The organism is Veillonella absiana, from assembly GCF_032970865.1.
In the GTDB taxonomy this organism is placed as follows: Bacteria; Bacillota; Negativicutes; order Veillonellales; family Veillonellaceae; genus Veillonella; species Veillonella absiana.
Genome location: NZ_JAWJZB010000009.1, coordinates 73,002 through 99,174, shown reverse-complemented (window position 1 = coordinate 99,174; position 26,173 = coordinate 73,002). Strand labels below are relative to the sequence as shown.

Here is a 26,173-nt window from a genome sequence, read left to right as displayed (position 1 = left end):
AGAATGGATAATAAATCACGGCCCCAGCGTTTTAATAATAGAGGGTTTGGATTGCTCGCTGTCTTAATCATGGTGGCAGGTGTGTTAGTATTGCGATTGTTTTTCTTACAAATCGTAGATACATCGGATTTGGAAGCAAAAAACCTTAGTCAAGTACAGGTGGATCGCAAATTGCAATCTCCGCGCGGTACGATTTATGACCGTCACGGATCGCCCCTTGCCATGAGTGTGGTTACAAAATCACTGTATGCAGATCCGCAAATGCTTAAGAAAAACCCTGAAGATATAGCTGAGTTAGTGGCTCCCTATGTATCAATTTCGAAGGAAGCTATTGTTGAGAATTTAAAAGAAGATACGGCCTTCGTTTGGCTAGACCGCATGATGGAACCGGACAAGTCTAAAGCCGTTGAAAAAATTATAGAAGATGAAAAACTCGAAGGCTTGAATTTTGTCGAGGAAAGTAAACGTTATTATCCAAATGGCAACTTAGCGGCTCAAGTACTGGGATTCGTTGGTACTGAAGATAAAGGGTTAGATGGTCTTGAAATGGTTCTCGATGATGAACTCAAAGGAGGTCTAACAAAAGAAGTAGTGGCGACTGACCGTAAGGGGAATGCTATTTTTGGTTCCGTGTTAGCCCAATATTTGCCGGATAAGGGTAAATCTGTTACCTTGACCATTGATGCGACGGTGCAATTTATTGCAGAGCGCGCCTTAGAACAAGCCATGGTGGATATAAAACCGGCGCATGCTAGTGTTATCGTTATGGATCCTAAAACAGGTGAAATTTTAGCGATGGCCAACCGTCCGACGTATGATCCAAACCATTATGATAAGGGTAAGGAACAGGATTTTAAAAATATCGCAGTAACGAATTTGTATGAACCAGGCTCAACATTTAAACCGATCATTGCGTCCGCGGCCTTAGCATCTGGCAAATGGACCGTTGATACTGTATACAATGATACTGGTTCTATTATGGCCAGTGGACATGTTATGCAAAACTGGAATGGCGAAGGTTATGGCAAGGTTCGATTGCTAGAAATTTTAAAATTCTCCATTAATACCGGCATGGCTCGTCTCGGTTTGACAACGGGACCAGAAATTTTATCTGAATATGTTCATAAATATGGTTTTGGTCAACCTACAGGTATTGAACTGCCTGGTGAAGGTGAGGGATTACTTTTTAATCCTGAGGAAATGGCGGATATCGATACAGCGTCGATGTCCATCGGTCAAGGTATTGCAGTAACGCCACTTCAAATGGTACGTGCCTTTGGGGCTATAGCTAACGGTGGTATTTTGATGAAACCGCATATTGTGAAAGCCTACAACAATCCAGATGGAACTGTAGCTAGCGAAACACAGACGGAATCCCAAGGACAAGCAATTCCTGAAAATGTAGCGTCTACTATTGTAGATATTCTTGAAAAAGAAGTATCTGAAGGTGGCGGTAACAAGGCGATGGTAGAAGGTTATCATTTCGGCGGTAAAACAGGTACTGCTCAAAAATTAAATACCGAATACGGTGGTTATTTAGATGGCCGCTATATTGCGTCCTTCATAGGTTTTGGACCTGTAGAGGATCCAAAATTTGTAGTCCTAGTTGCAATTGATGATCCAAGCAATGGTTCCATTTATGGTGGTCAAATTGCAGCGCCAGTTTTTAAGGACATTATGAGTCAACTAGTTCGTTACTATCAGATTTCTCCTTCTGTAAAAGAAGAAGTGAAAGTAGGAGCTACTACAGTACAAACACTACCAAATCCATCTAAAAATTCTGATGGTTCAGTGACATTACCTAATTTTGCAGGCTTCCCATATGGTGCTGTACGTGACTGGCTCAATGAAGCCGGATTGTATTTTAAACCGGATGGAACTGGTAATGCTATATCTCAAGATGAGGCACCAGGCTCTGCAGCATTCCCTGGGGATGCTATAACGGTACATTTTGTTAGATAGATTATGAAAAATTGATAATTTTCGTCACCTGTGTTGATAGGATGAAAGTATATCTTTCATTGTAAAGTTATTTTTCATCGTAAAGTATATCTTTCACAGTGAGGATTAGCATGGTTGATTATAAAAGAGATAAAGAGGAAATGATGATTGAATTACGAGGTAAAGCTGTAGCAGATGTGCATAAAGCAGCGCTACAAGATAAATTACAAACCCTGGCAACGCAAGGGATTACCTTGAAAATGGCAGTTCTTCTCGTCGGAGGGGACCATGGTGCCAAAATGTATGCGGCATTCATGGAGAAAACTGCACGCGCAGCCGGTTTAGATTTTGTTCGTGTAGAACTGCCTGAAATGGCTACACATGACGAAGTGGCAGCAGCTATGCAAGCCTTGAATGATGATGATTCTGTTAATGGGATTTTGCCATTGCTGCCCATGCCAAAACAAGTTAAAAGTGCCACTATCCTTGAGTTGATGGATCCCACTAAGGATATTGATGGTCTTACCATGTATAATGCTGGTTTGTTGGTATCTGGAAAAGGTGGATTTCCGCCTTGTACGGCAAAGGCGTGCATGGCTATTTTGGAACATTACAATATTCCGATTCAAGGAAAACATGTGGTTGTTCTTGGCCGCAGTCAAGTCATCGGAAAACCAATTGCATTGATGACATTAGCAGAAAACGGTACAGTTACAATTTGTCATTCCAAGACACCTAACTTAGAAAGTTTTGTGAAACAAGGCGATATTATCATAGCTGCGGTTGGTCGTGCTCACATGATTACCGGTGATATGTTAAAACCTGGTGCCGTTGTTCTTGATGTGGGCATTAATGAATTAGATGGCAAAACTGTTGGTGATGTGGATTATGACAGTGCCGTAGACGTAGCTGGTGCGATTACCCCTGTACCAGGTGGCGTTGGATCCGTTACAACTACAATGATGTTAGAAGCTGTTTATGAGGCGTATCATGCACGAAATGTCAATCGCTGAAGGGATTCTTGATATTGCCCTTGATACGATGAAACAGAATGATGCTACTGTGATTCACAGTATTCAACTTAATTTAGGGCTTATGAGTGGCGTAGAACCAGATGCATTGCATTTCTGTTTTGATGCTATTACAAAGGATACACCTGCTGAAGGTGCTACACTGAATATTAATACTATTCCTATAAAAGGGCAGTGCTTAGATTGTGACCATGAATTTATAGTCCAGGAGTATGTGTTTGTGTGTCAGTCCTGTGGGGGACATACGGTACAAACAGTGGGTGGCCGAGAATTACAGGTCACATCTATAGATATAGATTGAATTGGACTACTATGTATTGGTTGGCAAACGTGCAATGTTTTCATAGTGTTCGTAGTAATGCTCGGTGGAATATAATGAACGTTATTGCTATATGAAGATAGATTTGAAAGGAGTCCTATGGAAGTAAAAGTAATGACCAATGTATTAGCAAAAAATGATGCTATTGCAGAGGCTCTACAACAAAAATTCAAGGAAAAGAATATATTTGTATTTAACTTGATGGGTTCTCCAGGGGCGGGGAAAACATCCTTGTTAGAGGCTACACTACAAGATTTAGTGAAAGATTATAAACTTGCCGTCATTGAAGGTGATTTATATACATCTAAAGATGCGGAGCGAATTCACGCGTTGGGGATTCCAGTTTTGCAAATTAATACTGTTGGAGGATGTCATTTGGATGCGCAAATGATTGAATCTGCGCTAGATGATCTGGATCTTGATGAATTAGATATGATTATAATCGAGAATGTAGGTAACTTAGTGTGTCCTGCAGAATTTGATATTGGCGAGGCTATGAAAGTTACGGTGCTATCCGTCACAGAAGGTGAAGATAAACCGTTAAAATACCCATTGATATTTAAAGAATCAAAAGCAGTACTGCTTAATAAAATTGATTTGTTACCCTATGTTCCATTTGATAAGGATAAGGCTTTAGCAGATATTCATAATTTGAATCCTAATGCTCATGTATTTGAAGTTAGCTGTACTGCTAAAGATGGGTTAACAGAATGGACAAATTGGCTACGCACACAATTGGAGAGTCGCTAATGATACTACATAGAATGTTGAAATATAGTGTACTTACCGCTCTTGCGGTGTCGTTCGTGGGGGTGTCTTGTTCGGCATGGGCTACAGATGTTATTAGGTTGAATCCTAGTGTATCTGCTGAGAGCAGCCAAAGTAGCGATTCTTCTGCAGTGTCTAAGAATACTATTGCTGATAAGGACAATGCTGAGGGGCCTTCTAATCCGGAAATCTGGTTAGAAAAGCAAAGTGTACCTACTAAAGAATGGGAAGCAGAAGAAAAAGCTGTAGAGGCATTTTCTAATTCAATTCAGTCTTGGCATAATAAATCTGTAGATGCTAGTGTGCATCAGTCACCTAATTCAATGGCGGATATTGGAAAATCCTTTACTGCTTCTAATTTACCTACTTTATCAACTGATGAAGAGTTTCGTGTTGATGGTATTGGTCTAGGTGAGATATTCATTCCTAGTAAATATGATGTTGCACGTGTTGAAACGAATGATACTTTTACGTCTTATACGTTAAAGAATATGACTGTTACTGTCTACTCAGGTGTTCATGAGAGCCGTCTCATAGATCATCAATTGCGTGGCGAAGGGGCAGTATATTTCTATGAGCCAGGAACTATTACAAATATTCATATGACCGGTGGCACCGAAAAGACTAATCGAGAAATGGGAATTGGCAATACTCGTGGGGAATTGATATTTTCTTATGGTAGCCCAAATGCGATTTGGCGAGACATAAAAGCGGGAAATTACGTATACCTATACGCAGGTTATGACCATAAAGTATGGAGTAGTAAGCAGGAAAATAAGACATCAATAAAGAATACTGAATATAACAGCCAATCACAACAGGCTCGACAAGAAACGAAACGGTATATAGCTTTCACCATTGGGGATAACAAAATCAGTGCTATTGATTTTATTGATGGCCCCGTGTGGACAAGATATGCCTTGCCTGCAGTAGAAATGCATGATTATGTACCAGGTCAATTTACAGAGGCAGATTTTGTATTGCGTGGTTTGCGGTTGAATGAGCATTTTAATAATGATGCGGATAGCGACTGGAAATCTCAAGGAACCTTGTACGGATCTGATTTCATTGGTTATGCCGATTATGGGGTGGGATTTGATAAAAAGCATCTCATCAATCGCGTATTTCTCAGTGCCTATGCGCCAACTCGTCGTGGTATAGCGGTAGGTGATACGAGATATTTATTGCTATTTATATATGGGATGCCTACTCATGTGGAGGAAAAACAAACTACGGAGGGTAAGCTGAAGGTATATGAATACAAAAATCCATTAGTAAGTAATAGTTACTTATTGTTTACACTTGATGCGAAGGATCAATTTATTAAGAGCATCATGTTGTCAGACAGACCTACGAAACAATTAAAGTAGGTGCAATGAAGGAGGCAAAGGAAATGGTTACAGTACAAGATGTCAAAGCTCGTTGGGATGAGATTCAAAATGATGATGAACGAATTTTGTTTATCGTCGGCGGTCCAGGTTCTGGTAAAAGTTTGATTATTCGCGAGTTAGCAGAACAGTATGGATGGAAGTATTTAGAAGCTAAACATTTAATTGAAGAGGAATTTTTGCTCGTACCTCATGAAGAACGCCCTCAGAAAGCGGAGGAAACTATCCGTACAGCATTGAGTCGAAGCAATACCGAAGTAGTTCTTCTTGATGGGATTAATGTATTATTTGCACCAATTTTGAATTTAGAACCATTAGAAATATTAAAAACTGTAAGTAAAGCGCATCCTTTGATTGTGGGCTGGCGTGGTCATGTAGAAGGAGATCAATTATTTTTAGAACACAATAATAATCCTAAATTTGCAGAAGTAACAATTCAAAATCCAAAACATGTTATCGTAATTGATTAGTTGTATGGTAGGCGATATTTTTAGATATACTATGAGGGATGTATATTTCATAGTTTCTAGAATTTGCGTCGATTTCATATATTCATAGAGATTGTTTTGATATATAATAAATATGTCCCCCGCCAATGACGGAGGACATATTTACACTTATACATAGATTAATTAGGAGTTTGTATGGATCAGAATCTTATAGCCCTTATACTTGGTATCGTTGAAGGGGCCACAGAATTTCTACCTGTCTCTAGTACGGGGCATATGATTATTGTAGGGAATTACTTTAACTTTGAAGGTACTCGTGCTAGCGTATTTGAAGTATTCATTCAGTTAGGTGCTATTTTAGCAGTATATTTCTTCTATAAAGATAAGTTCCATGCCATGCTAAAACGCGAGAATTGGGCAAAACCCAAGGGAACGTCTGTTGCACATGTTGTAGCTGGTATGTTACCAGCAATGGCGATTGGATTTTTGTTGCATTCCTATATTAAAACATATTTGTTTGGCCCTGCCACTGTTATCATCGGTCTCATCGTAGGTGGTTTATTTATGCTCTTTGCAGAGAAAATCAATAAACGAGTACTCATTGATGATGTAGATGAATTAACGATTTGGCAATGTTTCAAAATCGGTTTATTTCAAGTGTTGTCCTTATGGCCAGGGTTCTCCCGTTCAGGTTCTACCATCGCCGGTGGTTTAATCCTTGGTGTGAGTCGCAAGGCAGCGGCAGATTTTTCATTCATCATGGCGGTGCCAATCATGTTGATTGCTTGTACCTATGATTTCTTGAAAGTAGCATCAGATCTTAGTATGGATGATCTTGTGATGTTTGCCATTGGATTTGTTACAGCTTTTGTAGTGGCTTATGCGTCCATTGTGTGGTTCTTGAAGTTCTTAAATAAATCATCTTTGGCCTCCTTTGCATACTATCGATTTGTAGTGGCCGTTATTGCAGCGTGGTATTTTTATATGTAAATAGTATAATAGCCCATCTATCCTGTTAGGAGATTGGTGGGCTGTTATTTTTTTGTTGTTCTATAATAAATGTTGGGGTGTACAGCATACTGTGTTGCCTCAGCATTATTTTCGGATTTGTAATAGGTAAAGAGGTTACGAATAGGTTTTTTCTGCTTTAGAAGAAGGTTCTAAGAAAGAACTTGAAAAAAATATAGAAAAAATTTTACAAAAAGCTTGCATGGATATTTATTTCATGATATATTTAATAAGCACTAAGGCGCATGAGATATGTATAAGTGAGTTTACTCGGGCTCGAAAAAATATTTCAAAAAAGTGTTGACAGTGTAAATGACAAATGTTATAATACATTTTGTCGTAAGATGCTGGCGTAGCTCAATTGGTAGAGCAGCTGACTTGTAATCAGCAGGTTGTGGGTTCAATTCCTATCGCCAGCTCCATTTTATTTGGAGGGATTCCCGAGCGGCCAAAGGGAGCAGACTGTAAATCTGCCGTCTTCGACTTCGAAGGTTCGAATCCTTCTCCCTCCACCATTTCATAGCGGGGTGGAGCAGTTGGTAGCTCGTCGGGCTCATAACCCGAAGGTCGCAGGTTCAAGTCCTGTCCCCGCAACCATAAGTAAACATAGTTAGTGTCCTGAACGCGCTGGTGTAGCTCAGTCGGCAGAGCGTATCCTTGGTAAGGATAAGGTCACCGGTTCAATCCCGGTCACTAGCTCCATAAACATGGCGGCATAGCTCAGTTGGCTAGAGCAATCGGTTCATACCCGGTGTGTCCGCGGTTCAAATCCGTGTGCCGCCACCATATACCTTCCTATTTAGGGAGGATCTTTTTATTTGTGGTAGAGGCTCTATCTCGTTACTTAGCGCTTACTATTTATAGTAGAATGTATAATTATATATAGGGTATTATATATAGTTATTTTCTATGAATTGTATAGACCTTGTAAAACTAGCAGAGAATAAAAATATTTTTTCCATAAATATTTTTATTCTCTTTTGTTTTATATTATAATGGTGTATATAAAAGTTTTGTTTTATATTATAATGGTGTATATAAAAGTATTTTTGTTTTCATGAAGGAGGCTATTTACTTAAAATGGCAAAAGCAAAATTCGAACGTACTAAACCACATGTTAACATTGGTACTATCGGTCACGTTGACCATGGTAAAACTACATTAACTGCAGCAATCACAAAAGTATTGGCTGAAAAAGGTCAAGCTGAATTCCAAGATTATACAAACATTGATAAAGCTCCTGAAGAACGTGAACGCGGTATCACAATCAACACTTCACACGTTGAATATGAAACAGACACTCGTCACTATGCACACGTTGACTGCCCAGGCCATGCTGACTATGTTAAAAACATGATCACTGGTGCTGCTCAAATGGACGGCGCTATCTTGGTAGTATCCGCAGCTGACGGCCCTATGCCTCAAACTCGCGAACATATCTTGCTTGCTCGCCAAGTAGGCGTTCCTGCAATCGTAGTATTCTTGAACAAAGCTGATATGGTTGACGACGAAGAATTGATCGAATTAGTAGAAATGGAAGTTCGTGAACTTCTTTCCTCCTACGAATTCCCTGGCGATGACGTGCCAATCGTTGTTGGTTCCGCTTTGAAAGCTTTGGAAGGCGACGCTCAATACGTAGCTAAAATCGACGAATTGATGGCTGCTGTTGACTCCTACATTCCAACTCCAGTTCGTGACACTGACAAACAATTCTTGATGCCTGTGGAAGACGTATTCACAATCACTGGTCGTGGTACAGTAGCAACTGGCCGTGTTGAACGTGGTGAAGTAAACGTTGGCGATACAATCGAAGTAGTAGGTCTTGCAGAAGAATCCAAATCTTATGTAGTAACGGGCCTTGAAATGTTCCGCAAAACTTTGGATTCTGCAGTAGCAGGTGACAACGTTGGTGCATTGCTTCGTGGTGTTGAACGTAAAGACATCGAACGTGGTCAAGTATTGGCTAAACCAGGTTCCATTCACCCACACACAAAATTCAAAGCAGAAGTTTACGTTTTGACTAAAGAAGAAGGTGGCCGTCATACTCCATTCTTCTCCAACTACCGTCCACAATTCTACTTCCGTACAACAGACGTAACTGGTGTTGTAAACCTTCCAGAAGGTGTAGAAATGTGTATGCCTGGCGATAACGTAACTATGGACATCGAATTAATCACTCCAATCGCGGTTGAAGAAGGTCTTCGTTTCGCGATTCGTGAAGGTGGCCACACAGTAGGCGCTGGCGTTGTAACAGCTATCGTTGAAGGCTAATTATTAGTATTATATTGTTTAGGTCACACTAACAATACAATATACATTGCAGCATATGAGCGGCAGATGATGCCGCTCTTGTGTTGTGTTTTAAACTATGAAGTAGAAGGTTGCCTCTGCGGGGGAGAATTTCTATGGAGCAGTTCATTCATGAAATGGACGACAGGAGGAAATTATTTAAATGGCTAAACAGCAAAAAATTCGTATTCGCTTAAAAGCATACGACCACAAAGCTCTTGATCAAAGCGCAGCTAAGATCGTAGACACAGCAAAAAGAAATGGCGCTATGGTATCTGGTCCGATTCCATTGCCAACAGAAAAGAATATCTTCACTATTCTTCGTTCTGTGCACGTTAACAAAGATTCCCGTGAACAATTTGAAATGCGTACACATAAACGCTTAATCGATATTCTTGAACCAAATTCGAAAACAGTGGATGCAATCACTCGTCTTGATTTGCCAGCTGGTGTATCTATTGAAATAAAACTATAAGGAGGTGCGATTATGTCTAAAGCTATTTTGGGTAAAAAGTTAGGAATGACTCAAGTCTTCACTGCTGAAGGCCAACTAGTTCCTGTCACTGTAGTGGAAGCTACCCCTAGCGTGATCGTACGTGTTAAAACTGTTGAAACTGACGGTTACAACGCTGTACAACTAGGCTATGGCTCCATTAAAGAAAAACATTTAACTAAACCTGTAAAAGGCCAGTTCGATAAAGCAGGCGTTAGCCCTGTTAAATATCTTCGTGAACTTCGCCTTGCTGAAGCAACTGATTACACAGTGGGCCAAACTCTGGCAGCTGATATCTTCGCAGAAGGTGAATTGGTTGACGTAGTAGGAACAGGTAAAGGTAAGGGGTTTGCTGGTACAATTAAACGCCACAACTTCCATTGTGGTCCTGTTACTCACGGTTCCAAATCTCATCGTGAACCTGGTTCCATCGGTCCTATGATCTCCGGTGGCGGCGGTAAGGTATACAAAGGTAAAAAACTTCCTGGACAAATGGGTGGTTACAGAGTTACCGTTCAACGCTTATCCGTTGTGAAAGTTGATGCAGAACGTAATCTTTTACTTGTAAAAGGTGGTATCCCAGGTGCCAAAGGCAGCTTGGTTATGGTTCGCAACACGGTTAAACCTGTTAAATAATATACATTTGTCGAAAGGAGGATTATGTAATGCCTACAGTAGCAACATATAATCAATCCGGCGCTAAAGTCGGTGAAATACAGTTAAACGATGCAGTATTCGGCGTTGAAGTTAACGAAGCCGTAATGCATCAAGCCGTAGTTCGTCAATTATCTAACGAACGTCTCGGCACACATGCAACAAAAACAAGAGCTATGGTACGTGGTGGTGGTCGTAAACCTTGGAAACAAAAAGGTACTGGCCGTGCTCGTGCAGGTTCTTCTCGTAGCCCAGTTTGGGTTGGCGGTGGTGTGACATTTGGTCCACAACCTCGCAGCTATTACAAAGCTATGCCTCGTAAGGCTAGACGTTTGGCAGTTAAATCTGCTCTTAGCGGTAAAGTAAACAATAGCGATTTATTCGTATTGGAAGAATTAACATTAGCAGCTCCTAAAACTAAAGAAGTATTGAACATTCTTAATAACTTCAACGTTGGTGATGCAAAAGTATTGTTCATCACTGAAGGTGATTTGAATGTAGAACGTTCCGCTCGCAATATCCAAGGCGTTAAAGCTGCAGCTTGCGAAGGTCTTAACATTTTCGATCTTCTTCATTACGATAAACTCTTCATTACTAAGGGTGCTGTCGCAAAAATTGAGGAGGTACTTGGATAATGGAATTACGTGATGTTCTTATTCGTCCGGTTATTACCGAAAAAACTACAATGCTTATGGAAGAAGGCAAATACACTTTCCGTGTACCATTGACTGCTAACAAAGTTCAAATCCGTCAAGCTGTTGAAAAAATCTTCAATGTAAAAGTAGAAAAAGTAGCTACTATTCGCGTTTTAGGAAAAACTAAACGCATGGGTCGTACACAAGGTAAACGTAGTGATTACAAAAAAGCTATCGTTACTTTAAAAGCTGGCGAATCCATTGAATTCTTTGAAGGTGTCTAAGAGTCTAGTTGTAAGGAGGCCCACTAATGGCAATTAAATCATTTAAACCGTACTCCGCTGGTCGCCGGTTTATGACAGTATCCGCCTTCGACGAAATCACAGCAAGCAAACCAGAGAAATCCTTGCTCGCTAAAGTTTCTCAAAAAGGTGGTCGTAACAATACTGGTAAAATGACAGTACGTCACCAAGGTGGCGGTCACAAACGTCAATACCGTATTATTGACTTCAAACGTACAAAAGATAATATCCCAGCTAAAGTTGCAACAATCGAGTATGATCCTAACAGAACTTCTCGCATCGCGTTGTTAAATTATGCTGATGGTGAAAAACGCTACATTCTTGCTCCAAATGGCTTGAAAGTTGGCGACGTAGTATTCTCCGGCCCTGAATCCGATATTAAACCTGGTAACTGCTTACCATTGTCCAATATCCCAGACGGTACTCAAATTCACAACATCGAATTGAAAATCGGTAAAGGTGGTCAAATCGTTCGTTCCGCTGGTACATCTGCTCAATTGATGGGTAAAGATGGTGGCTATGCGATTCTTCGTTTACCATCTGGCGAAATGCGTCGTGTACGCGTTGAATGCCGTGCAACTGTTGGTGTTGTAAGCAACACTGATCACAGCAACCTAGTAATTGGTAAAGCTGGTCGTCATCGTTGGATGGGCGTTCGTCCAGGCAACCGTGGTGTTGTAATGAACCCTTGTGACCATCCACATGGTGGTGGTGAAGGTAAATCTCCTGTTGGTCGTAAACATCCTGTTACACCTTGGGGCAAACCAGCACATGGTGTTAAAACTCGCGACAAGAAAAAAGCTTCTAATAGCTTAATCATTAAACGTCGTACAAAATAGGATAAAGGAAAGGAGATATAACAGTGTCCAGATCTATTAAAAAAGGCCCTTTCGTAGCAGATCATTTGCTTAAGAAAGTTGACGCTTTAAACGAAACTAACGAAAAGAAAGTAGTAAAAACCTGGTCCCGTGCCTCTACTATTATCCCTAGTTTTGTAGGCCACACAATTGCTGTGCATGATGGTCGCAAACACGTTCCTGTATTCATTACAGAAGATATGGTAGGTCACAAATTAGGTGAATTCGCTCCAACACGTACTTATAAAGGTCACGTTAAGAACGAAAAAACATCCGGCAAAAAATAGGAGGTAACAATTAATGGAAGCAAAAGCAATCGCTAGACATATCCGAATCGCGCCTCGTAAAATCCGCATTGTTGCTGATTTAGTTCGTGGCAAAAACATCGGCGAAGCATTTGCCATCTTGAAGTTCACTCCGAAAGTTGGCGCTGATGTAGTAGAAAAAGTAATGCGTTCCGCAATCGCAAATGCAGAACACAATTTTGATATGAATGTTGATAATCTATATGTGTCTGAAATCTTCATCGATCAAGGCCCAACATTGAAACGCATTCATCCTCGTTCCCGTGGACAAGCTTTCAAAATTTTGAAACGCACTAGCCACGTAACAGTAGTTGTTAAAGAAAGAGCTTAACAGAAGGAGGGAAACAGAGTGGGTCAAAAAGTTAATCCACATGGTTTGCGTGTCGGGATCGTAAAAGATTGGGACGCAAAATGGTATGCTGATAAAGATTACGCTGCAAATCTTCATGAAGACGTGAAAATTCGTAACTTCTTGAAAGAAACATTGTTCATTGCTGGTATCTCCCGCATTGAAATCGAGCGTACAAATAAACGTATTAAATTGACTATTCACACTGCAAAACCTGGTATGGTTATCGGTCGTGGTGGTGCTGGTATCGAAGATATCAAAAAAGCAATGACTCGTTTCACTGACAAACAAGTTGACGTTAACATTGCAGAAATTAAACAAGCTGACATGGACTCCGTTCTTGTAGCTGAAAACATTGCAAGCCAATTGGAACGCCGTATCGGTTTCCGTCGTGCAATGAAACAAGCAGTAGGTCGTACAATGCGTCTTGGTGCTAAAGGTATCAAAATCATGGTAAGCGGTCGTCTTGGCGGCGCTGAAATCGCTCGTAGCGAATCCTACCGTGAAGGTTCTATTCCTTTGCATACACTTCGTGCAAACATCGACTACGGTACTGCAGAAGCTCATACAACTTATGGTTGTATCGGCATTAAAGTATGGATTTACAAAGGTGAAGTTTTGCCAGAATCAAAACAAGCTCCAGCTAAGAAGGAAGAAGGTGGCAAGTAATGCTTATTCCAAAGCGCGTAAAACATCGTAAGCAATTCCGCGGTCGCATGAAAGGCCGTGCAATGCGTGGTAATAAAGTAGCACATGGTGAGTTCGGCTTAGTAGCATGCGAACCATCTTGGATTACAAACCGTCAAATCGAAGCTGCCCGTATCGCTATGACTCGTTATATCAAACGTGGTGGTCAAGTTTGGATCAAAATTTTCCCTGATAAACCAATTACAGCTAAACCAGCTGGTACTCGTATGGGGTCCGGTAAAGGTTCTCCTGAATACTGGGTAGCAGTAGTTAAACCAGGTCGCGTTATGTTTGAAATGGACGGCGTTCCTGAACAAGTAGCTCGTGAAGCTATGCGTCTTGCAAGCCACAAACTTCCAATCAAATGTAAATTCGTTGTTAAGGGTAAAGAATTGGGTGGTGACGTAAATGAAGGTTAATGACATTCGTAATATGAGCGCTGCCGATATGGAACAACAAGTTTCAAGTCTTAAGGAAGAGTTGTTTAACCTCCGTTTTCAGCTTGCAACAGGTCAATTAGAAAATCCTATGCGCATTCGTGAAGTTAAGAAGACAATCGCTCGTATTAAAACAGTACAACGTGAAGTTGAAATTAAATCTGAAAACGCATAATAACAGCAAGTTACGGATTGAAAAGGAGGCTTAAAAATCGTGGCAGAAGAAAGAAATGTACGTAAAGTCCGCGTAGGTAAAGTTGTAAGCAACAAAATGGATAAAACTGTTGTTGTTGTTGTAGAACGTAAAGTACCTCACGCATTATATAGCAAGCCATTGGTAAGCAACAAACGCTTTAAAGCTCATGACGAAAATAATGAGTGCCAAATCGGCGATACAGTTAAAATCGTAGAAACTCGTCCAATTTCCAAAGATAAATGTTGGAGAGTTGTTGAAATTATTGAAAGACAAAAATAGAGTGATGTAAGGAGGAAAAGACGATGATCCAGCAACAAACAATTTTGAATGTTGCCGACAACACTGGAGCTAAACGCATTATGTGTATCCAGGTTATGGGTGGTTCTTACCGCAAATTCGGCAATATCGGTGACGTAATCGTTGCTTCTGTAAAAGATGCATCACCCGGTGGCGTTGTCAAGAAGGGCGACGTAGTTAAAGCCGTTATTGTTCGTTCTAAAAAAGGTATCCGCCGTGCAGACGGTTCCTATATTCGTTTCGACGAAAACGCAGCAGTAGTTATTAAAGAAGATAAAACCCCTCGTGGTACACGTATCTTCGGACCTGTAGCAAGAGAACTTCGTGAAAAAGATTTCATGAAAATTGTTTCCTTAGCTCCAGAAGTATTATAAGAAGGAGGGACACACGACATTATGGCTAAACTTCAAATTAAAAAAGGCGATACAGTTGTTGTTATCTCCGGTAAAGATAAAGGCAAACAAGGTACTGTAATTGCTACAGAACCAGCTAAAGAACGTGTATTTGTAGAAGGCGTTAACACTGTTAAACGTCATACAAAACCTTCTCAAGCTAACCCACAAGGTGGCATTATTACTAAAGAAGCTGGTATCCATGTTTCTAACGTAATGATCCTTGATCCTGAAACTAAAACTGCTTCCCGCATTAAAAAAGTTGAAGGTAAAGACGGCAAATTCGTACGCGCTACAGTAAAAAGCGGTACAGTATTAAAATAATCAGGAAAGGAGGAGCTTTAATCAATGTCTCGTTTATTAGAACAATACAATTCTGAAATCAAAAAAGCAATGCAAGAGAAATTCCAATACGGCAACGTAATGGAAATTCCTAAATTGGAAAAAATCGTTATCAACATCGGCGTTGGCGATGCAGTAGGCAATGCTAAATCTTTGGAATCTGCAGTAAAAGACCTTACAATTATTGCTGGTCAAAAACCTGTAATTACTAAAGCTAAAAAATCCATTGCAAACTTTAAAGTACGTGAAGGCATGCCTTTGGGTACAAAAGTTACTCTTCGTGGCGAACGCATGTATGAGTTCCTTGATAGATTGATCAATGCGGCATTACCGCGTGTACGTGACTTCCGCGGTGTTAGCGCTAAAGCGTTTGACGGTCGTGGCAACTATGCGTTGGGTCTTAAAGAACAGCTCATCTTCCCTGAAATCGAGTATGATCAGGTAGAACGCGTTACTGGTATGGATATCATCATGGTAACAAGTGCTAATACAGATGAAGAAGCTCGTGAATTGTTGACTCAATTCGGTATGCCTTTCGAAAAATAATAGGAGGAACAAATAGATGGCTAAAAAGTCTATGATCGAACGCGAAAAGAAACGCGCTAAAATCGTTGAAAAATATGCAGCTAAACGCGAAGCGTTAAAAGCGGCAGGCGACTATGAAGCATTGGCAAAATTACCAGCTAATGCATCTCCAACACGCTTGCACAATCGTTGCAACTTAACTGGACGTCCTCATGGTTACATGCGCAAATTCGGTATTAGCCGTATTGCGTTCCGTGAATTGGCGTACAAAGGACAAATTCCTGGTGTGAAAAAAGCCAGTTGGTAATTAATAGATATACGAGAGGAGGTTTTTAGATTATGGTAATGACCGATCCTATCGCGGATATGCTTACGCGCATCCGTAATGCAAACGCTGCACTTCATGAAACGGTAGACATTCCTGCATCTAGAATGAAAGCAGCTGTTCTTAATATCCTTCAAGCTGAAGGTTTCATTAAGAACTTTGAATTAGTAGAAAATACTTTAAAAGTAACTTTAAAATATGGTTCCAATAGCGAAAAAGTAATTACTGGAATTAAACGTATTTCCAAACCTGGTTTACGTGTTTACGCGAAAAAGGAAGAACTTCCTCGCGTACTTGGTGGTTTGGGTATTGCGGTTATCTCCACATCCAAAGGCGTTATGAGCGATAAACAAGCTCGTAAAGAAGGTCTTGGTGGCGAAGTAATTGCATACGTTTGGTAATCAGAGCAATAGGAGGTAGAAATAATGTCACGTATCGGTAGAATGCCTATCGAGATCCCTGCAGGCGTTACAGTTTCTTATGAAAATCATCATATGAACGTTAAAGGTCCTAAAGGTGAATTATCTCGCGATTTGCATCCAGATATGAATATTACTGTGGAAGGTAACGTGATCACTGTAACTCGTCCATCCGAGCAAAAAGAACACCGTGCCCTACATGGTTTGACTCGCGCTCTTGTTGCTAACATGGTAACAGGCGTATCTGAAGGATTCACTAAAACTCTTGAAATCAACGGTGTTGGTTACAGAGCGGCAAAACAGGGCAATAAATTAGCTCTTACTCTTGGCTTCTCTCACCCAGTTGAAATGGAAGCCCCAGCTGGTATTACAATCGAAGTTCCAGCTCCAAACAAAATCGTTGTTTCTGGTGCTGACAAAGAAGTTGTTGGTGCAGTAGCAGCTGATATCCGTAAATGGAGAAAACCTGAACCTTACAAAGGTAAAGGTATCCGCTATGAAGGCGAAGTTGTTCGTCGTAAAGCAGGTAAAGCTGGCGCAAAAGGTAAATAGTAATACAGTCATAATATATGAAAGGAGTGAATATCTTGCCTCGTAAATCTAGTAGAAACATCGCTCGAGCAAAACGTCATCTTCGTCTTCGCCGTCACATTTCCGGTACGGCTGCACGTCCACGTTTAAACGTATACCGTAGCTTGAGCAACATTTACGCTCAAGTAATCGACGACGTAGCAGGTACTACATTGGTAGCTGCTAGCTCTTTAGATAAAGATTTAAACTTATCCTATGGTGGTAACGTAGCTGCAGCGAAAGCTGTTGGTGAAGCTGTTGCTAAAAAAGCTATCGCTAAAGGAATTGATACTGTAGTATTTGACCGTGGTGGTTACATTTACCATGGTCGTGTTGCGGCCCTTGCAGAAGGTGCTCGTGAAGCAGGCTTAAAATTCTAAAAGGAGGAAAATTTAGACATGGCGAGAATCGACTATACAACTCTCGATCTTAAAGAAAGAGTAGTATTCATCAATCGCGTTGCCAAAGTAGTAAAAGGCGGCCGTCGTTTTTCCTTCAGCGCATTGGTTGTTGTTGGTGACGGCAATGGTCATGTAGGCGTTGGTTTAGGTAAAGCTGCGGAAGTTCCTGAAGCAATCCGTAAAGGCATTGATGATGCTAAGAAAAATATTGTTAACGTTGCAATTAAAAATGGTACAATCCCTCACACTGTAACAGGTGTATTCGGCGCAGGCCGCGTATTCTTGAAACCAGCTGCTGAAGGTACTGGCGTAATCGCTGGTGGCCCAGTTCGTGCGGTATTGGAATTAGTAGGTGTTCGTAACATCCTTACGAAATCCCTTGGTTCCTCTAACCCTAACAACATGGTTCGTGCAACAATCCAAGGTTTGTCCGAATTGAAACGCGCTCAAGACGTAGCAGCTCTTCGTGGCAAAACTGTAGAAGAAATTTACAACGCATAAGGGAGAAGACAGACATGGCACAAGTTAAAGTAACATTAACACGCAGCTTGATCGGTCGCCCTGAAGATCAACGTGCGACAGTAAAAGCTCTTGGCTTGAAAAAAACTAATTCTCAAGTCGTAAAAGAAGTGACACCTCAAATCGAAGGTATGCTTCACAAAGTTAGACATTTAGTAACTGTAGAAGAAATTTAATAGAGATAAGGAGGTGCACTGAATGAAACTTCATGAATTACAACCAGCTGCTGGTTCCAAACAAACTAGTACTCGTCGTGGTCGTGGTCTTGGTTCCGGTCTAGGTAAAACAGCAGGTCGTGGTCAAAAAGGCCAAAACTCCCGTAGTGGCGGTGGCGTTCGCCCCGGTTTTGAAGGCGGCCAAATGCCTCTTTATCGTCGTTTGCCAAAACGTGGTTTCAACAACATTTTCGCTAAAGAATACGCTGAAGTTAACGTAGCTCAATTGAACCGTTTCGAAGACGGTGCTACTGTTGATCCAGTTGCTCTTATTGAAGCTGGCATTTTGAAAAATGTACGCGATGGTATCCGTATCCTTGGTAACGGTACTTTGGAAACAAAAAACTTGACTGTTATCGCTAACGGCTTCACTAAAACTGCTGAAGAAAAAATTACAGCAGCAGGCGGAAAAGTTGAGGTGATCTAGGGTGCTAGATAGCCTCTCGAACATCTTTAAAATAACAGAGCTCCGCAATAAAATCCTTTATACGCTGCTTATGTTTGCAGTGTTCAGAGCGGGCATTCACATTCCTGTTCCCGGGGTTGACGCATCTGTTATCGAAAGTTTATTTACCTCTGGTAACTTGTTTGGCTTGCTAGACTTGTTCGCCGGCGGCGCATTAAGTAAATTTTCCATTTTCGCAATGAGTATTACACCATACATCAATGCTTCTATCATAATGCAGTTATTGACACCAGTTGTTCCAATGTTTGAAGCATGGGGCAAAGATGGCGAAGATGGCCGTAAAAAAATCGCGAAAGTGACTCGATATGGTACTGTAGTCTTAGGCTTTGTCCAAGCATTTGGTATGGCTTATGCACTACGTGCTAATCAAGCATTAGTTAATAACAGCTTATTCAGTGTATTCGTAATCGCTATTATCCTCACAGCAGGTACATGCTTGTTGATGTGGATTGGCGAGCGCATCACTGCCTATGGCATCGGTAATGGTATTTCCTTGATTATCTTTGCTGGTATCGTAGCTCGTTTACCAGATGGTATTCAAACAATTTACCAATACTTGCAAACTGGTACAATTAATGTATTCCAAGCAATTTTATTTGCTTTGATTGCTGTTCTTATGATCGTCATGGTTGTAGCAGCAACTCAAGGCCAACGTCGTATTCCGATTCAATACGCAAAACGCGTTGTGGGTCGTAAAATGTACGGTGGTCACTCTACCTTCTTGCCGTTGAAAGTAAACCAAGCAGGTGTGATTCCAATTATCTTTGCATCATCTATTTTGATGTTCCCTGTTACCATTGCTCAATTTATCGATATCCCTTGGGTTAAAACGATTGCTGATGCATTTACATGGGGTACTCCATTACAAACAGTATTGTATGCAATTTTGATCTTTGGTTTTACTTATTTCTATACTGCAATTTCTTTCAACATCATTGAGATGGCAGATAACATGAAAAAATACGGTGGTTTTATCCCTGGTATTCGTGCGGGTAAACCGACTGCTGATTATGTGGATAGCGTGATGACCAAAATCACTACAGGTGGTGCAGCATTCTTAGCTTTCATCGCAATCTTGCCTAATTTCTTAGGTATGATTACGGGCATCCAAGGCGTATACTTTGGTGGTACAGCACTTTTGATCGTTGTAGGTGTAGCGCTCGATACAATGCAACAGATTGAGTCGCTCATGGTAACACGCCATTACAAAGGCTTTGTGAAGTAGGGAGAAATAGTATGTATATTTTATTAATGGGACCTCCAGGTGCCGGTAAAGGCACTCAAGCGGTCCGTCTAATTGAAAAATACGGTATTCCCCAAATTTCAACTGGTGATATGTTCCGCGCTGCGATTAAGAACGAAACACCACTTGGAGTTGAGGCTAAGAAATATATCGATGCCGGTCAACTCGTTCCTGACAGTGTAACTGTTGGTATCGTGCGTGATCGTTTGCTACAAGATGACTGCAAATCTGGATTTATTCTTGATGGATTCCCTCGTACAACAGCACAAGCTGTGTCCTTGGATGCAATCCTAAAAGAGCAAGGTATTACGCTTGACGCTGTACTTAATTTAAACGTTCCTTCCGAGGAATTGGTTAAACGTATTAGCGAACGCGCTAAACTTGAAAATCGTGCTGATGATAACCCTGAAACAGTACAGAAACGTCTCGCTGTCTACGAAGAATCTACTAAACCTTTGATTGATTACTATCGCAATAGCGGTTTGTATCAAGAAATCGATGGTTTACAAGATGTAGACACAGTATTTGCTGATATCACTAAAGCGTTGGAGAAATAATAATGATTATTTTGAAATCGCCCCATGAGATAGAATGTATCCGCAAGGCAAGTCAGCTTACAGCCGACACGTTAACTATGTTAGCCGATATGGTTAAACCAGGTGTTACGACACTTGAGTTAGATACAATTGCCGAAGAATATATTCGCAGCCACGGTGGTATACCAAGTTGTAAAGGGTACTGCGGTTTCCCTGCAACAATCTGCGCTTCAGTTAATGAGGAAGTCGTTCACGGTATTCCGAGTGCCAAGCGTAAGCTTAAAAATGGTGATGTCATCAGTATTGACCTTGTGTCATCTGTTGATGGATACCATGGTGATTCGGCAATCACAGTTCCAGTAGGTCACGTTAAACCTGACGTAATGAAATTGTTGAAAGTGACGGAAGAAAGTTTGTTTAAGGGAATTGAACAAGTGAAAGTGGGCAATCGCATCGGCGATATCTCACACGCTGTTCAATCGTACTGTGAGAAATATGGCTACGGAGTTGTTCGAGACTTTGTTGGTCATGGGTTAGGCCGCGAAATGCACGAAGATCCGCAAATTCCAAATTATGGAGAACCGGGTCATGGTCCTTTGTTAAAACCTGGTATGGTACTTTGTATTGAACCAATGATTACACTAGGGACTCATAAGGTTCGTGTGTTAGGGGATGACTGGACAGCGGTTACCACAGATGGTAAAGCTGCTGCTCATTTCGAACATACAGTGGTTGTTACAGAAAACGGCCCTCACATTTTAACCATGCGTGCTGAACCACGTTTGATTAAATAGTAAGGTAACCGGAGGAAAAGATATGTCAAAAGAAGACGTTATTGAGGTGGAAGGTACGGTTGTTGAAGCATTACCGAATGCCATGTTCCAAGTTCAATTGGAAAATGGTCATATCGTGTTAGCTCATGTGTCAGGTAAAATGCGTATGAATTTTATCCGTATTCTTCCTGGTGATAAAGTTACTATGGAACTGACACCATACGACTTAAAACGTGGTCGCATCACCTATCGCTTTAAATAAGTATAGGGTCCACAAAGGAGGTACTAATGAAGGTTAAACCATCAGTAAAGAAGATATGCGAAAAATGCAAAATTATTAAACGTAAAGGCCGCGTAATGGTTATTTGCGAAAATCCAAAACATAAACAAAAACAAGGGTAATTGATAGGAGGTGGATGAATAGATGGCACGTATAGCCGGTGTAGATTTACCACGTGACAAACGTGTGGAAATTGGTTTAACTTATATTTACGGTATCGGTCCTACACTTGCAGATGAAATTCTTGCAAAAACTGGGATTAATCCAGATACTCGTGTTCGTGATCTTTCTGAAGATGAAGTAGCGAAAATTCGTGAAATTCTTGATGCAGATTACAAAGTAGAGGGTGACCTTCGTCGTGAAGAAGCTCTTAACATCAAACGCTTAATCGAAATCAACTCCTATCGCGGAAAACGTCATCGTATGGGTTTACCACTTCGTGGTCAACGTACAAAAACGAATGCACGTACTCGCAAAGGTCCTAGAAAAGCAATTGCAGGCAAAAAGAAATAAGATAAAGGAGGGATAAAGCGTGGCTAAAAAAGTTGTAAGAACAAAAAGAAAAGAAAAGAAACATATTGAATCTGGTGCGGCTCATATTCGCTCCACTTTCAATAACACAATCGTAACTCTTACTGATACAAACGGTAATGCTCTATCTTGGGCTTCCGCTGGTGGTTTAGGCTTCCGTGGTTCTCGTAAGAGCACTCCATTCGCAGCTCAAATGGCAGCAGAACAAGCTGCAAAAGCTGCTATGGAACATGGTCTTCGTACAGTAGAAGTATTTGTAAAAGGCCCTGGATCTGGTCGTGAAGCTGCAATCCGTGCATTGCAAGCGGCTGGTCTTGAAGTAAGTTCCATTAAGGACGTTACTCCAATTCCTCACAATGGTTGTCGCCCTCCAAAACGTCGTCGTGTATAATTTGTAGATTGACTGCCCCCATAGGGGTCAGTCATGCTATAATTACTATATAAGACATGTTTTATAGGAGGATATTCCTGATGAGCGAAGAAAAGAAACTTAAAATCGAGAAGGTTGACATCGCCGATGGTGGTCGCTATGGTAAATTCGTATGTGAACCATTAGACCGTGGTTATGGCATCACTCTTGGTAATAGCTTACGTCGAATTTTGCTTTCATCCTTGGATGGGGCAGCTATCACCTCTATCAAGATTGACGGAGTTCTACATGAATTCTCTACTATCCCTGGTATTCGCGAAGATGTGACGGATATTATCCTTAACTTGAAGCAATTGTGTATTCGCATTGAAGAAGACACAGAATTACCATTGGAAGTTCATTTTGACTTCCAAAAGGATGGTGTACTTACTGCTGGTGATTTGGCTACTCAATTCCCACCAGAAGTGGAAGTATTGAATCCAGAACTCGTAATTGCAACGATGGATGAGACAGCTCATCTTGTGATGGACGTATGCATTGAACGTGGTAAAGGCTATGTTCCGTCCACGAAGAATAAAAAAGATACAGATGTAATTGGTTGCATTCCAATCGATTCCATTTTCTCTCCAATTCTTCGTGCAAAATATGAAGTTAGCGATGTCCGCGTAGGTAATGAAATGGACTTTGACAAACTTACATTAGAAGTTTGGACAGATGGTTCTATTACCGCTGCTGACGCAATAGCTAAATCTGCAGCAATCATGATTGGCTACTTAGGAAACTTCACTAAATTAGCGCATTCTGCTGATGTTGTTGAATTGGAAGGTACTCCAGTTGAAGTGATCGACTCTGAACCTCAAGAGGTTCAAGAAGATGACGGTCCAGCTAAGATTTCCATTGATGAATTGGAATTATCTGTTCGTGCATATAACTGCTTGAAACGTGCTGGTATCAACACAATTGCAGACTTGCTAGACAAAACCATTGATGACTTAGGAAAAGTTCGCAACTTGGGTAAAAAATCCATCGATGAAATTGTGGAAAAACTCACAAATCATCCTGCAGGATTTCAACTTAAGCAAAACGGCGAATAAGGAGGAAGACGAATGTACAGAAAATTAGGCCGCGATAGCTCCGCTCGTAAAGCGTTGTTCCGTGGAATGCTAACATCTTTCTTCCAACATGAGCGTATCGAGACTACTGAAGCTAAAGCGAAAGAACTTCGCAAATTAGCTGATCAGATGGTTACTTTGGCTAAACGTGGTGATTTACACGCACGTCGTCAAGTTGAATCATACCTTATGGATAAAGATGTAACTAAAAAATTATTTGACACAATTGCACCGAAATACAACGAACGCCAAGGCGGTTATACTCGTGTAATCAAAACAGGTCTTCGTAAAGGTGACGCTGCACCTTTAGCTATTATCGAGCTAGTGTAAGATAGTGAAAGAAAAATCCCACATATAGTTTTTCGCTCCGGAACGCCTTCGGCGTAATGTCGCGAGAAAACTATATGTGGGATTTTTTCGTGCTCGCTGTTTGCACCACCCCCGATAATAGCTACAGAGGCGCATATCCTCACCTTGACTCCGTGGAGGGGGTGTGCATGCAGCGTCAATGGTAGAGGTATAGGACATAGAGCACCTATTGATGGTGTTGTCTGAAGGCGGGGCATTAGACTATGAATATGAAGATTGTCTGTTAGGGGTTAGATGCGTTGGTGTAGAAATGATGATTGGAGTATACGCTCTAGTGATCCGACATTCGGTCAAGGGGAATGTCTAAGAAGCATAGAAGTGAATTGGAATATTACCCCGAGTATATAGTGGTGATGATTATAATCATTTATTCAGCAATGAATCTAATTTACGGTTCTAGGTGAGAATTGGGGCCTTTGACCCCTCCCTCACCGTTATCTAGAAAATGTAACCCAGCGCACCTTAAACTATAGTAATTGTTACGTAGATTTGTTATAATCATCTAGTAAAAATATCGTAGAAATTAGCAGTTATCAATACTTTCACACTAGTTATTGTCAACCAGACAATAACTAGCGCGAAAAATTGAAATTGACCGGAAAGATATGAGGCGTGTAATGGAGAATAATGAAATCATGATACATGTGGACCGTATGAGTCATGTGTACATGGATGAGAATGGCAATGATGTAAAGGCCCTGGATGATGTGAGTGTAGATATTCACAAGGGCGAGTTCGTGTGCATCATTGGGACGAATGGTAGTGGTAAGAGTACGTTGGCGAAGCATTTTAATGTGTTGTTAACGCCATCGGAAGGGACCATCACTGTTTGTGGTTTGGATACGTCCGACGAGGATAATGTGTGGGATATTCGCCAACACATTGGGATGGTATTTCAAAATCCAGATAATCAGATTGTAGCCGCGGTGGTCGAAGAGGATGTGGCGTTTGGACCAGAGAATCTTGGGGTACCTAGTGTAGAGATTCGTCAGCGCGTTGATGAAGCATTGGCTGCGGTAAATATGACTGATTATGCAGAACATGCGCCTCATTTACTTTCTGGGGGACAGAAACAACGTATTGCTATAGCTGGGGTATTGGCGATGAAACCAGATTGTATCGTATTGGATGAACCAACGGCGATGCTCGATCCAAAAGGTCGCCAAGAGGTACTTGAGACGGTACATAAACTCAATCGCGAGGAAGGTATCACCATCGTGTATATTACGCACTTTATGGAGGAGGCTGTAACGGCGGACCGTATTGTGGTGATGAAAAATGGCAAAAAATTACAAGAGGGCGATCCTCACACGATTTTCAGCCAAGTAGAAACATTAAAGGATCTTGGCCTCGATGTGCCAGTGGCAGCCGAGGTGGCTGTGAAACTGGCTAAAAAAGGTGTAAAATTACTACCCCAAGTCATTACGAACCAAGAGTTAGGAGATGCCCTATGCCGATAGTATTAGATCAGGTGACCTATACCTATGGCGCAGGTACGCCTTTTGAAAAAACTGCATTGAAAACTATCAACCTCACTATTGAGGAAGGTGAATTCGTGGGTATTATCGGCCATACTGGGTCCGGCAAATCCACATTGGTACAACATTTAAATGGGTTATTACATCCAACAACTGGTACTGTGACCGTGAATGGCGTGGATATTAGCGGTAAAACGGATGAAGCAAAACAAATGCGCCATAAGGTGGGCATGGTGTTCCAGTATCCTGAGCATCAATTGTTCGAGGAAACCATTGCTCAAGATATTGCCTTTGGACCTAAAAATCTAGGGCTATCTGAGGACGAGGTGGACAAACGGGTTCGTGAGGCTATGAAATTTGTGGGCCTTGATTACAATACCTATGCGGAACGTTCTCCGTTCCATTTGTCAGGTGGTCAAATGCGTCGCGTTGCTATTGCTGGCGTTGTGGCGATGAATCCAGATTACCTTGTTCTCGATGAACCGTCTGCAGGCCTCGATCCGTTCGGCCGTGAGGAAATCTTTGAGGAAATCATCAAACTTCATAAACAAAAGGGCATTACCGTAATCCTTGTGTCCCACAATATGGAGGATATCTCTCGCATGGCGAATCGCCTTATCGTAATGGATAAGGGCCAAGCTGTGCTCGATGGTGTGCCGCTAGATATATTCAATAATCACCGTCAAACATTGCAAAACGTGGGCGTCGACGTGCCACCGGTATCTGTCATGATGGAATCTCTTCGTGAACGGGGGCTTAACGTGACAAATCGCGTACTTACCGTAGATGATGCTGTGAATGCTATTTTTGAAAGCACCGGACAGGCGACAAGACAGGATGCTAAGACGAATCCATCTACGACTGTAAATGAAGCAGTTGCGCCGACAGAACCTAGTGCCTCT

39 protein-coding genes, 5 tRNA genes and 1 pseudogene are annotated in these 26,173 nt (G+C 41.3%); all 45 read left to right on the top strand.

Annotation, left to right across the window (positions count from 1 at the left end):
* The first annotated feature begins 3 nt into the window (after nucleotides 1-3).
* On the top strand, nucleotides 4-1,962 hold the full coding sequence (locus RVY80_RS08475; protein WP_317330232.1) for a penicillin-binding transpeptidase domain-containing protein: 1,959 nt from the start codon (nucleotides 4-6) through the stop codon (nucleotides 1,960-1,962).
* A 143-nt stretch (nucleotides 1,963-2,105) separates the two neighbouring features.
* Entirely contained in the window at nucleotides 2,106-2,954 is an 849-nt protein-coding gene (locus tag RVY80_RS08470) for a bifunctional 5,10-methylenetetrahydrofolate dehydrogenase/5,10-methenyltetrahydrofolate cyclohydrolase (RefSeq protein WP_295187737.1), read from the top strand.
* Entirely contained in the window at nucleotides 2,932-3,273 is a 342-nt protein-coding gene (gene hypA, locus RVY80_RS08465; RefSeq protein ID WP_317330230.1) for a hydrogenase maturation nickel metallochaperone HypA, read from the top strand. Before RVY80_RS08470 ends, hypA begins: the two co-directional genes overlap by 23 nt.
* 117 nt (nucleotides 3,274-3,390) lie before the next feature.
* Nucleotides 3,391-4,041, top strand: coding sequence for a hydrogenase nickel incorporation protein HypB (gene hypB / locus RVY80_RS08460; protein WP_295187526.1), 651 nt, complete (start codon nucleotides 3,391-3,393; stop codon nucleotides 4,039-4,041).
* Nucleotides 4,041-5,429: a hypothetical protein gene (locus RVY80_RS08455; protein ID WP_317330228.1), complete on the top strand. Its 1,389-nt coding sequence runs from the start codon at nucleotides 4,041-4,043 to the stop codon at nucleotides 5,427-5,429. Before hypB ends, RVY80_RS08455 begins: the two co-directional genes overlap by 1 nt.
* Before the next feature lie 23 nt (nucleotides 5,430-5,452).
* A complete protein-coding gene (brxF, locus tag RVY80_RS08450) occupies nucleotides 5,453-5,917 on the top strand; it encodes a BREX-3 system P-loop-containing protein BrxF (RefSeq protein ID WP_295187530.1) in 465 nt (154 codons plus the stop codon).
* Between the two features lie 174 nt (nucleotides 5,918-6,091).
* The gene (locus RVY80_RS08445) at nucleotides 6,092-6,886 is read left to right on the top strand and encodes an undecaprenyl-diphosphate phosphatase (RefSeq protein ID WP_295187533.1); all 795 of its coding nucleotides are present in this window, start codon (nucleotides 6,092-6,094) and stop codon (nucleotides 6,884-6,886) included.
* Between the two features lie 364 nt (nucleotides 6,887-7,250).
* Nucleotides 7,251-7,326, top strand: a tRNA-Thr gene (locus tag RVY80_RS08440).
* 8 nt (nucleotides 7,327-7,334) lie between these two features.
* Nucleotides 7,335-7,419 (top strand) — tRNA-Tyr (locus RVY80_RS08435).
* A gap of 6 nt (nucleotides 7,420-7,425) precedes the next feature.
* Nucleotides 7,426-7,501, top strand: a tRNA-Met gene (locus RVY80_RS08430).
* Nucleotides 7,502-7,530: 29 nt separating this feature from the next.
* Nucleotides 7,531-7,606: transfer RNA gene (locus RVY80_RS08425), tRNA-Thr, on the top strand.
* A 7-nt stretch (nucleotides 7,607-7,613) separates the two neighbouring features.
* Nucleotides 7,614-7,690: transfer RNA gene (locus tag RVY80_RS08420), tRNA-Met, on the top strand.
* Nucleotides 7,691-7,984: 294 nt separating this feature from the next.
* The gene (gene tuf / locus RVY80_RS08415; protein ID WP_317330224.1) at nucleotides 7,985-9,175 is read left to right on the top strand and encodes an elongation factor Tu; all 1,191 of its coding nucleotides are present in this window, start codon (nucleotides 7,985-7,987) and stop codon (nucleotides 9,173-9,175) included.
* A gap of 181 nt (nucleotides 9,176-9,356) precedes the next feature.
* A complete protein-coding gene (rpsJ, locus tag RVY80_RS08410; RefSeq protein WP_004695100.1) occupies nucleotides 9,357-9,668 on the top strand; it encodes a 30S ribosomal protein S10 in 312 nt (103 codons plus the stop codon).
* 12 nt (nucleotides 9,669-9,680) lie between these two features.
* Entirely contained in the window at nucleotides 9,681-10,322 is a 642-nt protein-coding gene (gene rplC / locus RVY80_RS08405) for a 50S ribosomal protein L3 (RefSeq protein ID WP_295193445.1), read from the top strand.
* A gap of 29 nt (nucleotides 10,323-10,351) precedes the next feature.
* Entirely contained in the window at nucleotides 10,352-10,975 is a 624-nt protein-coding gene (rplD, locus tag RVY80_RS08400; RefSeq protein ID WP_317330213.1) for a 50S ribosomal protein L4, read from the top strand.
* A complete protein-coding gene (rplW, locus tag RVY80_RS08395) occupies nucleotides 10,975-11,259 on the top strand; it encodes a 50S ribosomal protein L23 (protein ID WP_295187596.1) in 285 nt (94 codons plus the stop codon). The genes rplD and rplW overlap by 1 nt, the downstream gene beginning before the upstream one ends.
* Nucleotides 11,260-11,285: 26 nt before the next feature.
* The gene (rplB, locus tag RVY80_RS08390) at nucleotides 11,286-12,116 is read left to right on the top strand and encodes a 50S ribosomal protein L2 (RefSeq protein WP_295187599.1); all 831 of its coding nucleotides are present in this window, start codon (nucleotides 11,286-11,288) and stop codon (nucleotides 12,114-12,116) included.
* A 23-nt stretch (nucleotides 12,117-12,139) separates the two neighbouring features.
* Nucleotides 12,140-12,421 carry a 30S ribosomal protein S19 gene (gene rpsS, locus RVY80_RS08385; protein WP_295187601.1) on the top strand — a complete coding sequence of 94 codons (282 nt, stop codon included), beginning with the start codon at nucleotides 12,140-12,142 and terminating at the stop codon, nucleotides 12,419-12,421.
* A gap of 13 nt (nucleotides 12,422-12,434) precedes the next feature.
* Entirely contained in the window at nucleotides 12,435-12,770 is a 336-nt protein-coding gene (gene rplV, locus RVY80_RS08380; RefSeq protein WP_295187604.1) for a 50S ribosomal protein L22, read from the top strand.
* A gap of 18 nt (nucleotides 12,771-12,788) precedes the next feature.
* Nucleotides 12,789-13,457 carry a 30S ribosomal protein S3 gene (gene rpsC, locus RVY80_RS08375; protein WP_295187607.1) on the top strand — a complete coding sequence of 223 codons (669 nt, stop codon included), beginning with the start codon at nucleotides 12,789-12,791 and terminating at the stop codon, nucleotides 13,455-13,457.
* Nucleotides 13,457-13,894, top strand: a complete 438-nt coding sequence (gene rplP, locus RVY80_RS08370) for a 50S ribosomal protein L16 (RefSeq protein WP_295187610.1) — start codon at nucleotides 13,457-13,459, stop codon at nucleotides 13,892-13,894. The genes rpsC and rplP overlap by 1 nt, the downstream gene beginning before the upstream one ends.
* Nucleotides 13,884-14,087, top strand: a complete 204-nt coding sequence (rpmC, locus tag RVY80_RS08365) for a 50S ribosomal protein L29 (RefSeq protein WP_295187613.1) — start codon at nucleotides 13,884-13,886, stop codon at nucleotides 14,085-14,087. Before rplP ends, rpmC begins: the two co-directional genes overlap by 11 nt.
* A 39-nt stretch (nucleotides 14,088-14,126) precedes the next feature.
* Nucleotides 14,127-14,387, top strand: a complete 261-nt coding sequence (gene rpsQ / locus RVY80_RS08360; RefSeq protein WP_295187616.1) for a 30S ribosomal protein S17 — start codon at nucleotides 14,127-14,129, stop codon at nucleotides 14,385-14,387.
* Nucleotides 14,388-14,410: 23 nt separating this feature from the next.
* Entirely contained in the window at nucleotides 14,411-14,779 is a 369-nt protein-coding gene (gene rplN, locus RVY80_RS08355) for a 50S ribosomal protein L14 (protein ID WP_295187619.1), read from the top strand.
* Nucleotides 14,780-14,800: 21 nt separating this feature from the next.
* Complete coding sequence (gene rplX, locus RVY80_RS08350; protein WP_295187622.1) at nucleotides 14,801-15,121, top strand: 50S ribosomal protein L24; 321 nt, start codon at nucleotides 14,801-14,803, stop codon at nucleotides 15,119-15,121.
* 24 nt (nucleotides 15,122-15,145) lie between these two features.
* Nucleotides 15,146-15,685, top strand: coding sequence for a 50S ribosomal protein L5 (gene rplE / locus RVY80_RS08345; RefSeq protein WP_295187625.1), 540 nt, complete (start codon nucleotides 15,146-15,148; stop codon nucleotides 15,683-15,685).
* A 16-nt stretch (nucleotides 15,686-15,701) separates the two neighbouring features.
* Nucleotides 15,702-15,971, top strand: a complete 270-nt coding sequence (gene rpsN / locus RVY80_RS08340; RefSeq protein WP_295187628.1) for a 30S ribosomal protein S14 — start codon at nucleotides 15,702-15,704, stop codon at nucleotides 15,969-15,971.
* Nucleotides 15,972-16,003: 32 nt separating this feature from the next.
* Nucleotides 16,004-16,390, top strand: a complete 387-nt coding sequence (rpsH, locus tag RVY80_RS08335) for a 30S ribosomal protein S8 (protein WP_295187630.1) — start codon at nucleotides 16,004-16,006, stop codon at nucleotides 16,388-16,390.
* Between the two features lie 24 nt (nucleotides 16,391-16,414).
* Nucleotides 16,415-16,960: a 50S ribosomal protein L6 gene (rplF, locus tag RVY80_RS08330; RefSeq protein WP_295187633.1), complete on the top strand. Its 546-nt coding sequence runs from the start codon at nucleotides 16,415-16,417 to the stop codon at nucleotides 16,958-16,960.
* A 17-nt stretch (nucleotides 16,961-16,977) separates the two neighbouring features.
* Nucleotides 16,978-17,358, top strand: a complete 381-nt coding sequence (rplR, locus tag RVY80_RS08325) for a 50S ribosomal protein L18 (protein WP_295187635.1) — start codon at nucleotides 16,978-16,980, stop codon at nucleotides 17,356-17,358.
* Nucleotides 17,359-17,376: 18 nt separating this feature from the next.
* Nucleotides 17,377-17,880, top strand: coding sequence for a 30S ribosomal protein S5 (gene rpsE / locus RVY80_RS08320; RefSeq protein ID WP_295187638.1), 504 nt, complete (start codon nucleotides 17,377-17,379; stop codon nucleotides 17,878-17,880).
* A 14-nt stretch (nucleotides 17,881-17,894) separates the two neighbouring features.
* Nucleotides 17,895-18,074 (top strand): 50S ribosomal protein L30, encoded by a 180-nt coding sequence (gene rpmD / locus RVY80_RS08315; RefSeq protein WP_295187641.1) that lies wholly within the window; start codon nucleotides 17,895-17,897, stop codon nucleotides 18,072-18,074.
* Between the two features lie 22 nt (nucleotides 18,075-18,096).
* Nucleotides 18,097-18,540, top strand: coding sequence for a 50S ribosomal protein L15 (gene rplO / locus RVY80_RS08310; protein ID WP_317330211.1), 444 nt, complete (start codon nucleotides 18,097-18,099; stop codon nucleotides 18,538-18,540).
* A 1-nt stretch (nucleotide 18,541) separates the two neighbouring features.
* Nucleotides 18,542-19,804: a preprotein translocase subunit SecY gene (secY, locus tag RVY80_RS08305; RefSeq protein WP_317330210.1), complete on the top strand. Its 1,263-nt coding sequence runs from the start codon at nucleotides 18,542-18,544 to the stop codon at nucleotides 19,802-19,804.
* Nucleotides 19,805-19,815: 11 nt separating this feature from the next.
* Complete coding sequence (locus RVY80_RS08300; protein WP_295187648.1) at nucleotides 19,816-20,379, top strand: adenylate kinase; 564 nt, start codon at nucleotides 19,816-19,818, stop codon at nucleotides 20,377-20,379.
* Between the two features lie 2 nt (nucleotides 20,380-20,381).
* A complete protein-coding gene (gene map, locus RVY80_RS08295) occupies nucleotides 20,382-21,152 on the top strand; it encodes a type I methionyl aminopeptidase (protein ID WP_317330208.1) in 771 nt (256 codons plus the stop codon).
* A 22-nt stretch (nucleotides 21,153-21,174) separates the two neighbouring features.
* Nucleotides 21,175-21,393, top strand: coding sequence for a translation initiation factor IF-1 (infA, locus tag RVY80_RS08290; protein ID WP_295187652.1), 219 nt, complete (start codon nucleotides 21,175-21,177; stop codon nucleotides 21,391-21,393).
* Nucleotides 21,394-21,419: 26 nt separating this feature from the next.
* On the top strand, nucleotides 21,420-21,533 hold the full coding sequence (gene rpmJ / locus RVY80_RS08285; RefSeq protein WP_007391661.1) for a 50S ribosomal protein L36: 114 nt from the start codon (nucleotides 21,420-21,422) through the stop codon (nucleotides 21,531-21,533).
* A 22-nt stretch (nucleotides 21,534-21,555) separates the two neighbouring features.
* Nucleotides 21,556-21,924 carry a 30S ribosomal protein S13 gene (gene rpsM / locus RVY80_RS08280; RefSeq protein WP_295187655.1) on the top strand — a complete coding sequence of 123 codons (369 nt, stop codon included), beginning with the start codon at nucleotides 21,556-21,558 and terminating at the stop codon, nucleotides 21,922-21,924.
* A gap of 19 nt (nucleotides 21,925-21,943) precedes the next feature.
* Nucleotides 21,944-22,333, top strand: coding sequence for a 30S ribosomal protein S11 (gene rpsK, locus RVY80_RS08275; RefSeq protein ID WP_295187657.1), 390 nt, complete (start codon nucleotides 21,944-21,946; stop codon nucleotides 22,331-22,333).
* Between the two features lie 80 nt (nucleotides 22,334-22,413).
* Nucleotides 22,414-23,406 (top strand): DNA-directed RNA polymerase subunit alpha, encoded by a 993-nt coding sequence (locus tag RVY80_RS08270; RefSeq protein WP_317330206.1) that lies wholly within the window; start codon nucleotides 22,414-22,416, stop codon nucleotides 23,404-23,406.
* 12 nt (nucleotides 23,407-23,418) lie between these two features.
* On the top strand, nucleotides 23,419-23,754 hold the full coding sequence (gene rplQ, locus RVY80_RS08265) for a 50S ribosomal protein L17 (RefSeq protein WP_295187663.1): 336 nt from the start codon (nucleotides 23,419-23,421) through the stop codon (nucleotides 23,752-23,754).
* A 656-nt stretch (nucleotides 23,755-24,410) separates the two neighbouring features.
* Complete coding sequence (locus RVY80_RS08260; RefSeq protein ID WP_317330205.1) at nucleotides 24,411-25,253, top strand: energy-coupling factor transporter ATPase; 843 nt, start codon at nucleotides 24,411-24,413, stop codon at nucleotides 25,251-25,253.
* Nucleotides 25,244-26,083 (top strand): annotated as a pseudogene (locus RVY80_RS08255) (energy-coupling factor transporter ATPase); the annotation flags it as partial. The gene RVY80_RS08260 and the pseudogene RVY80_RS08255, both read left to right, overlap by 10 nt.
* Between the last annotated feature and the right edge of the window lie 90 nt (nucleotides 26,084-26,173).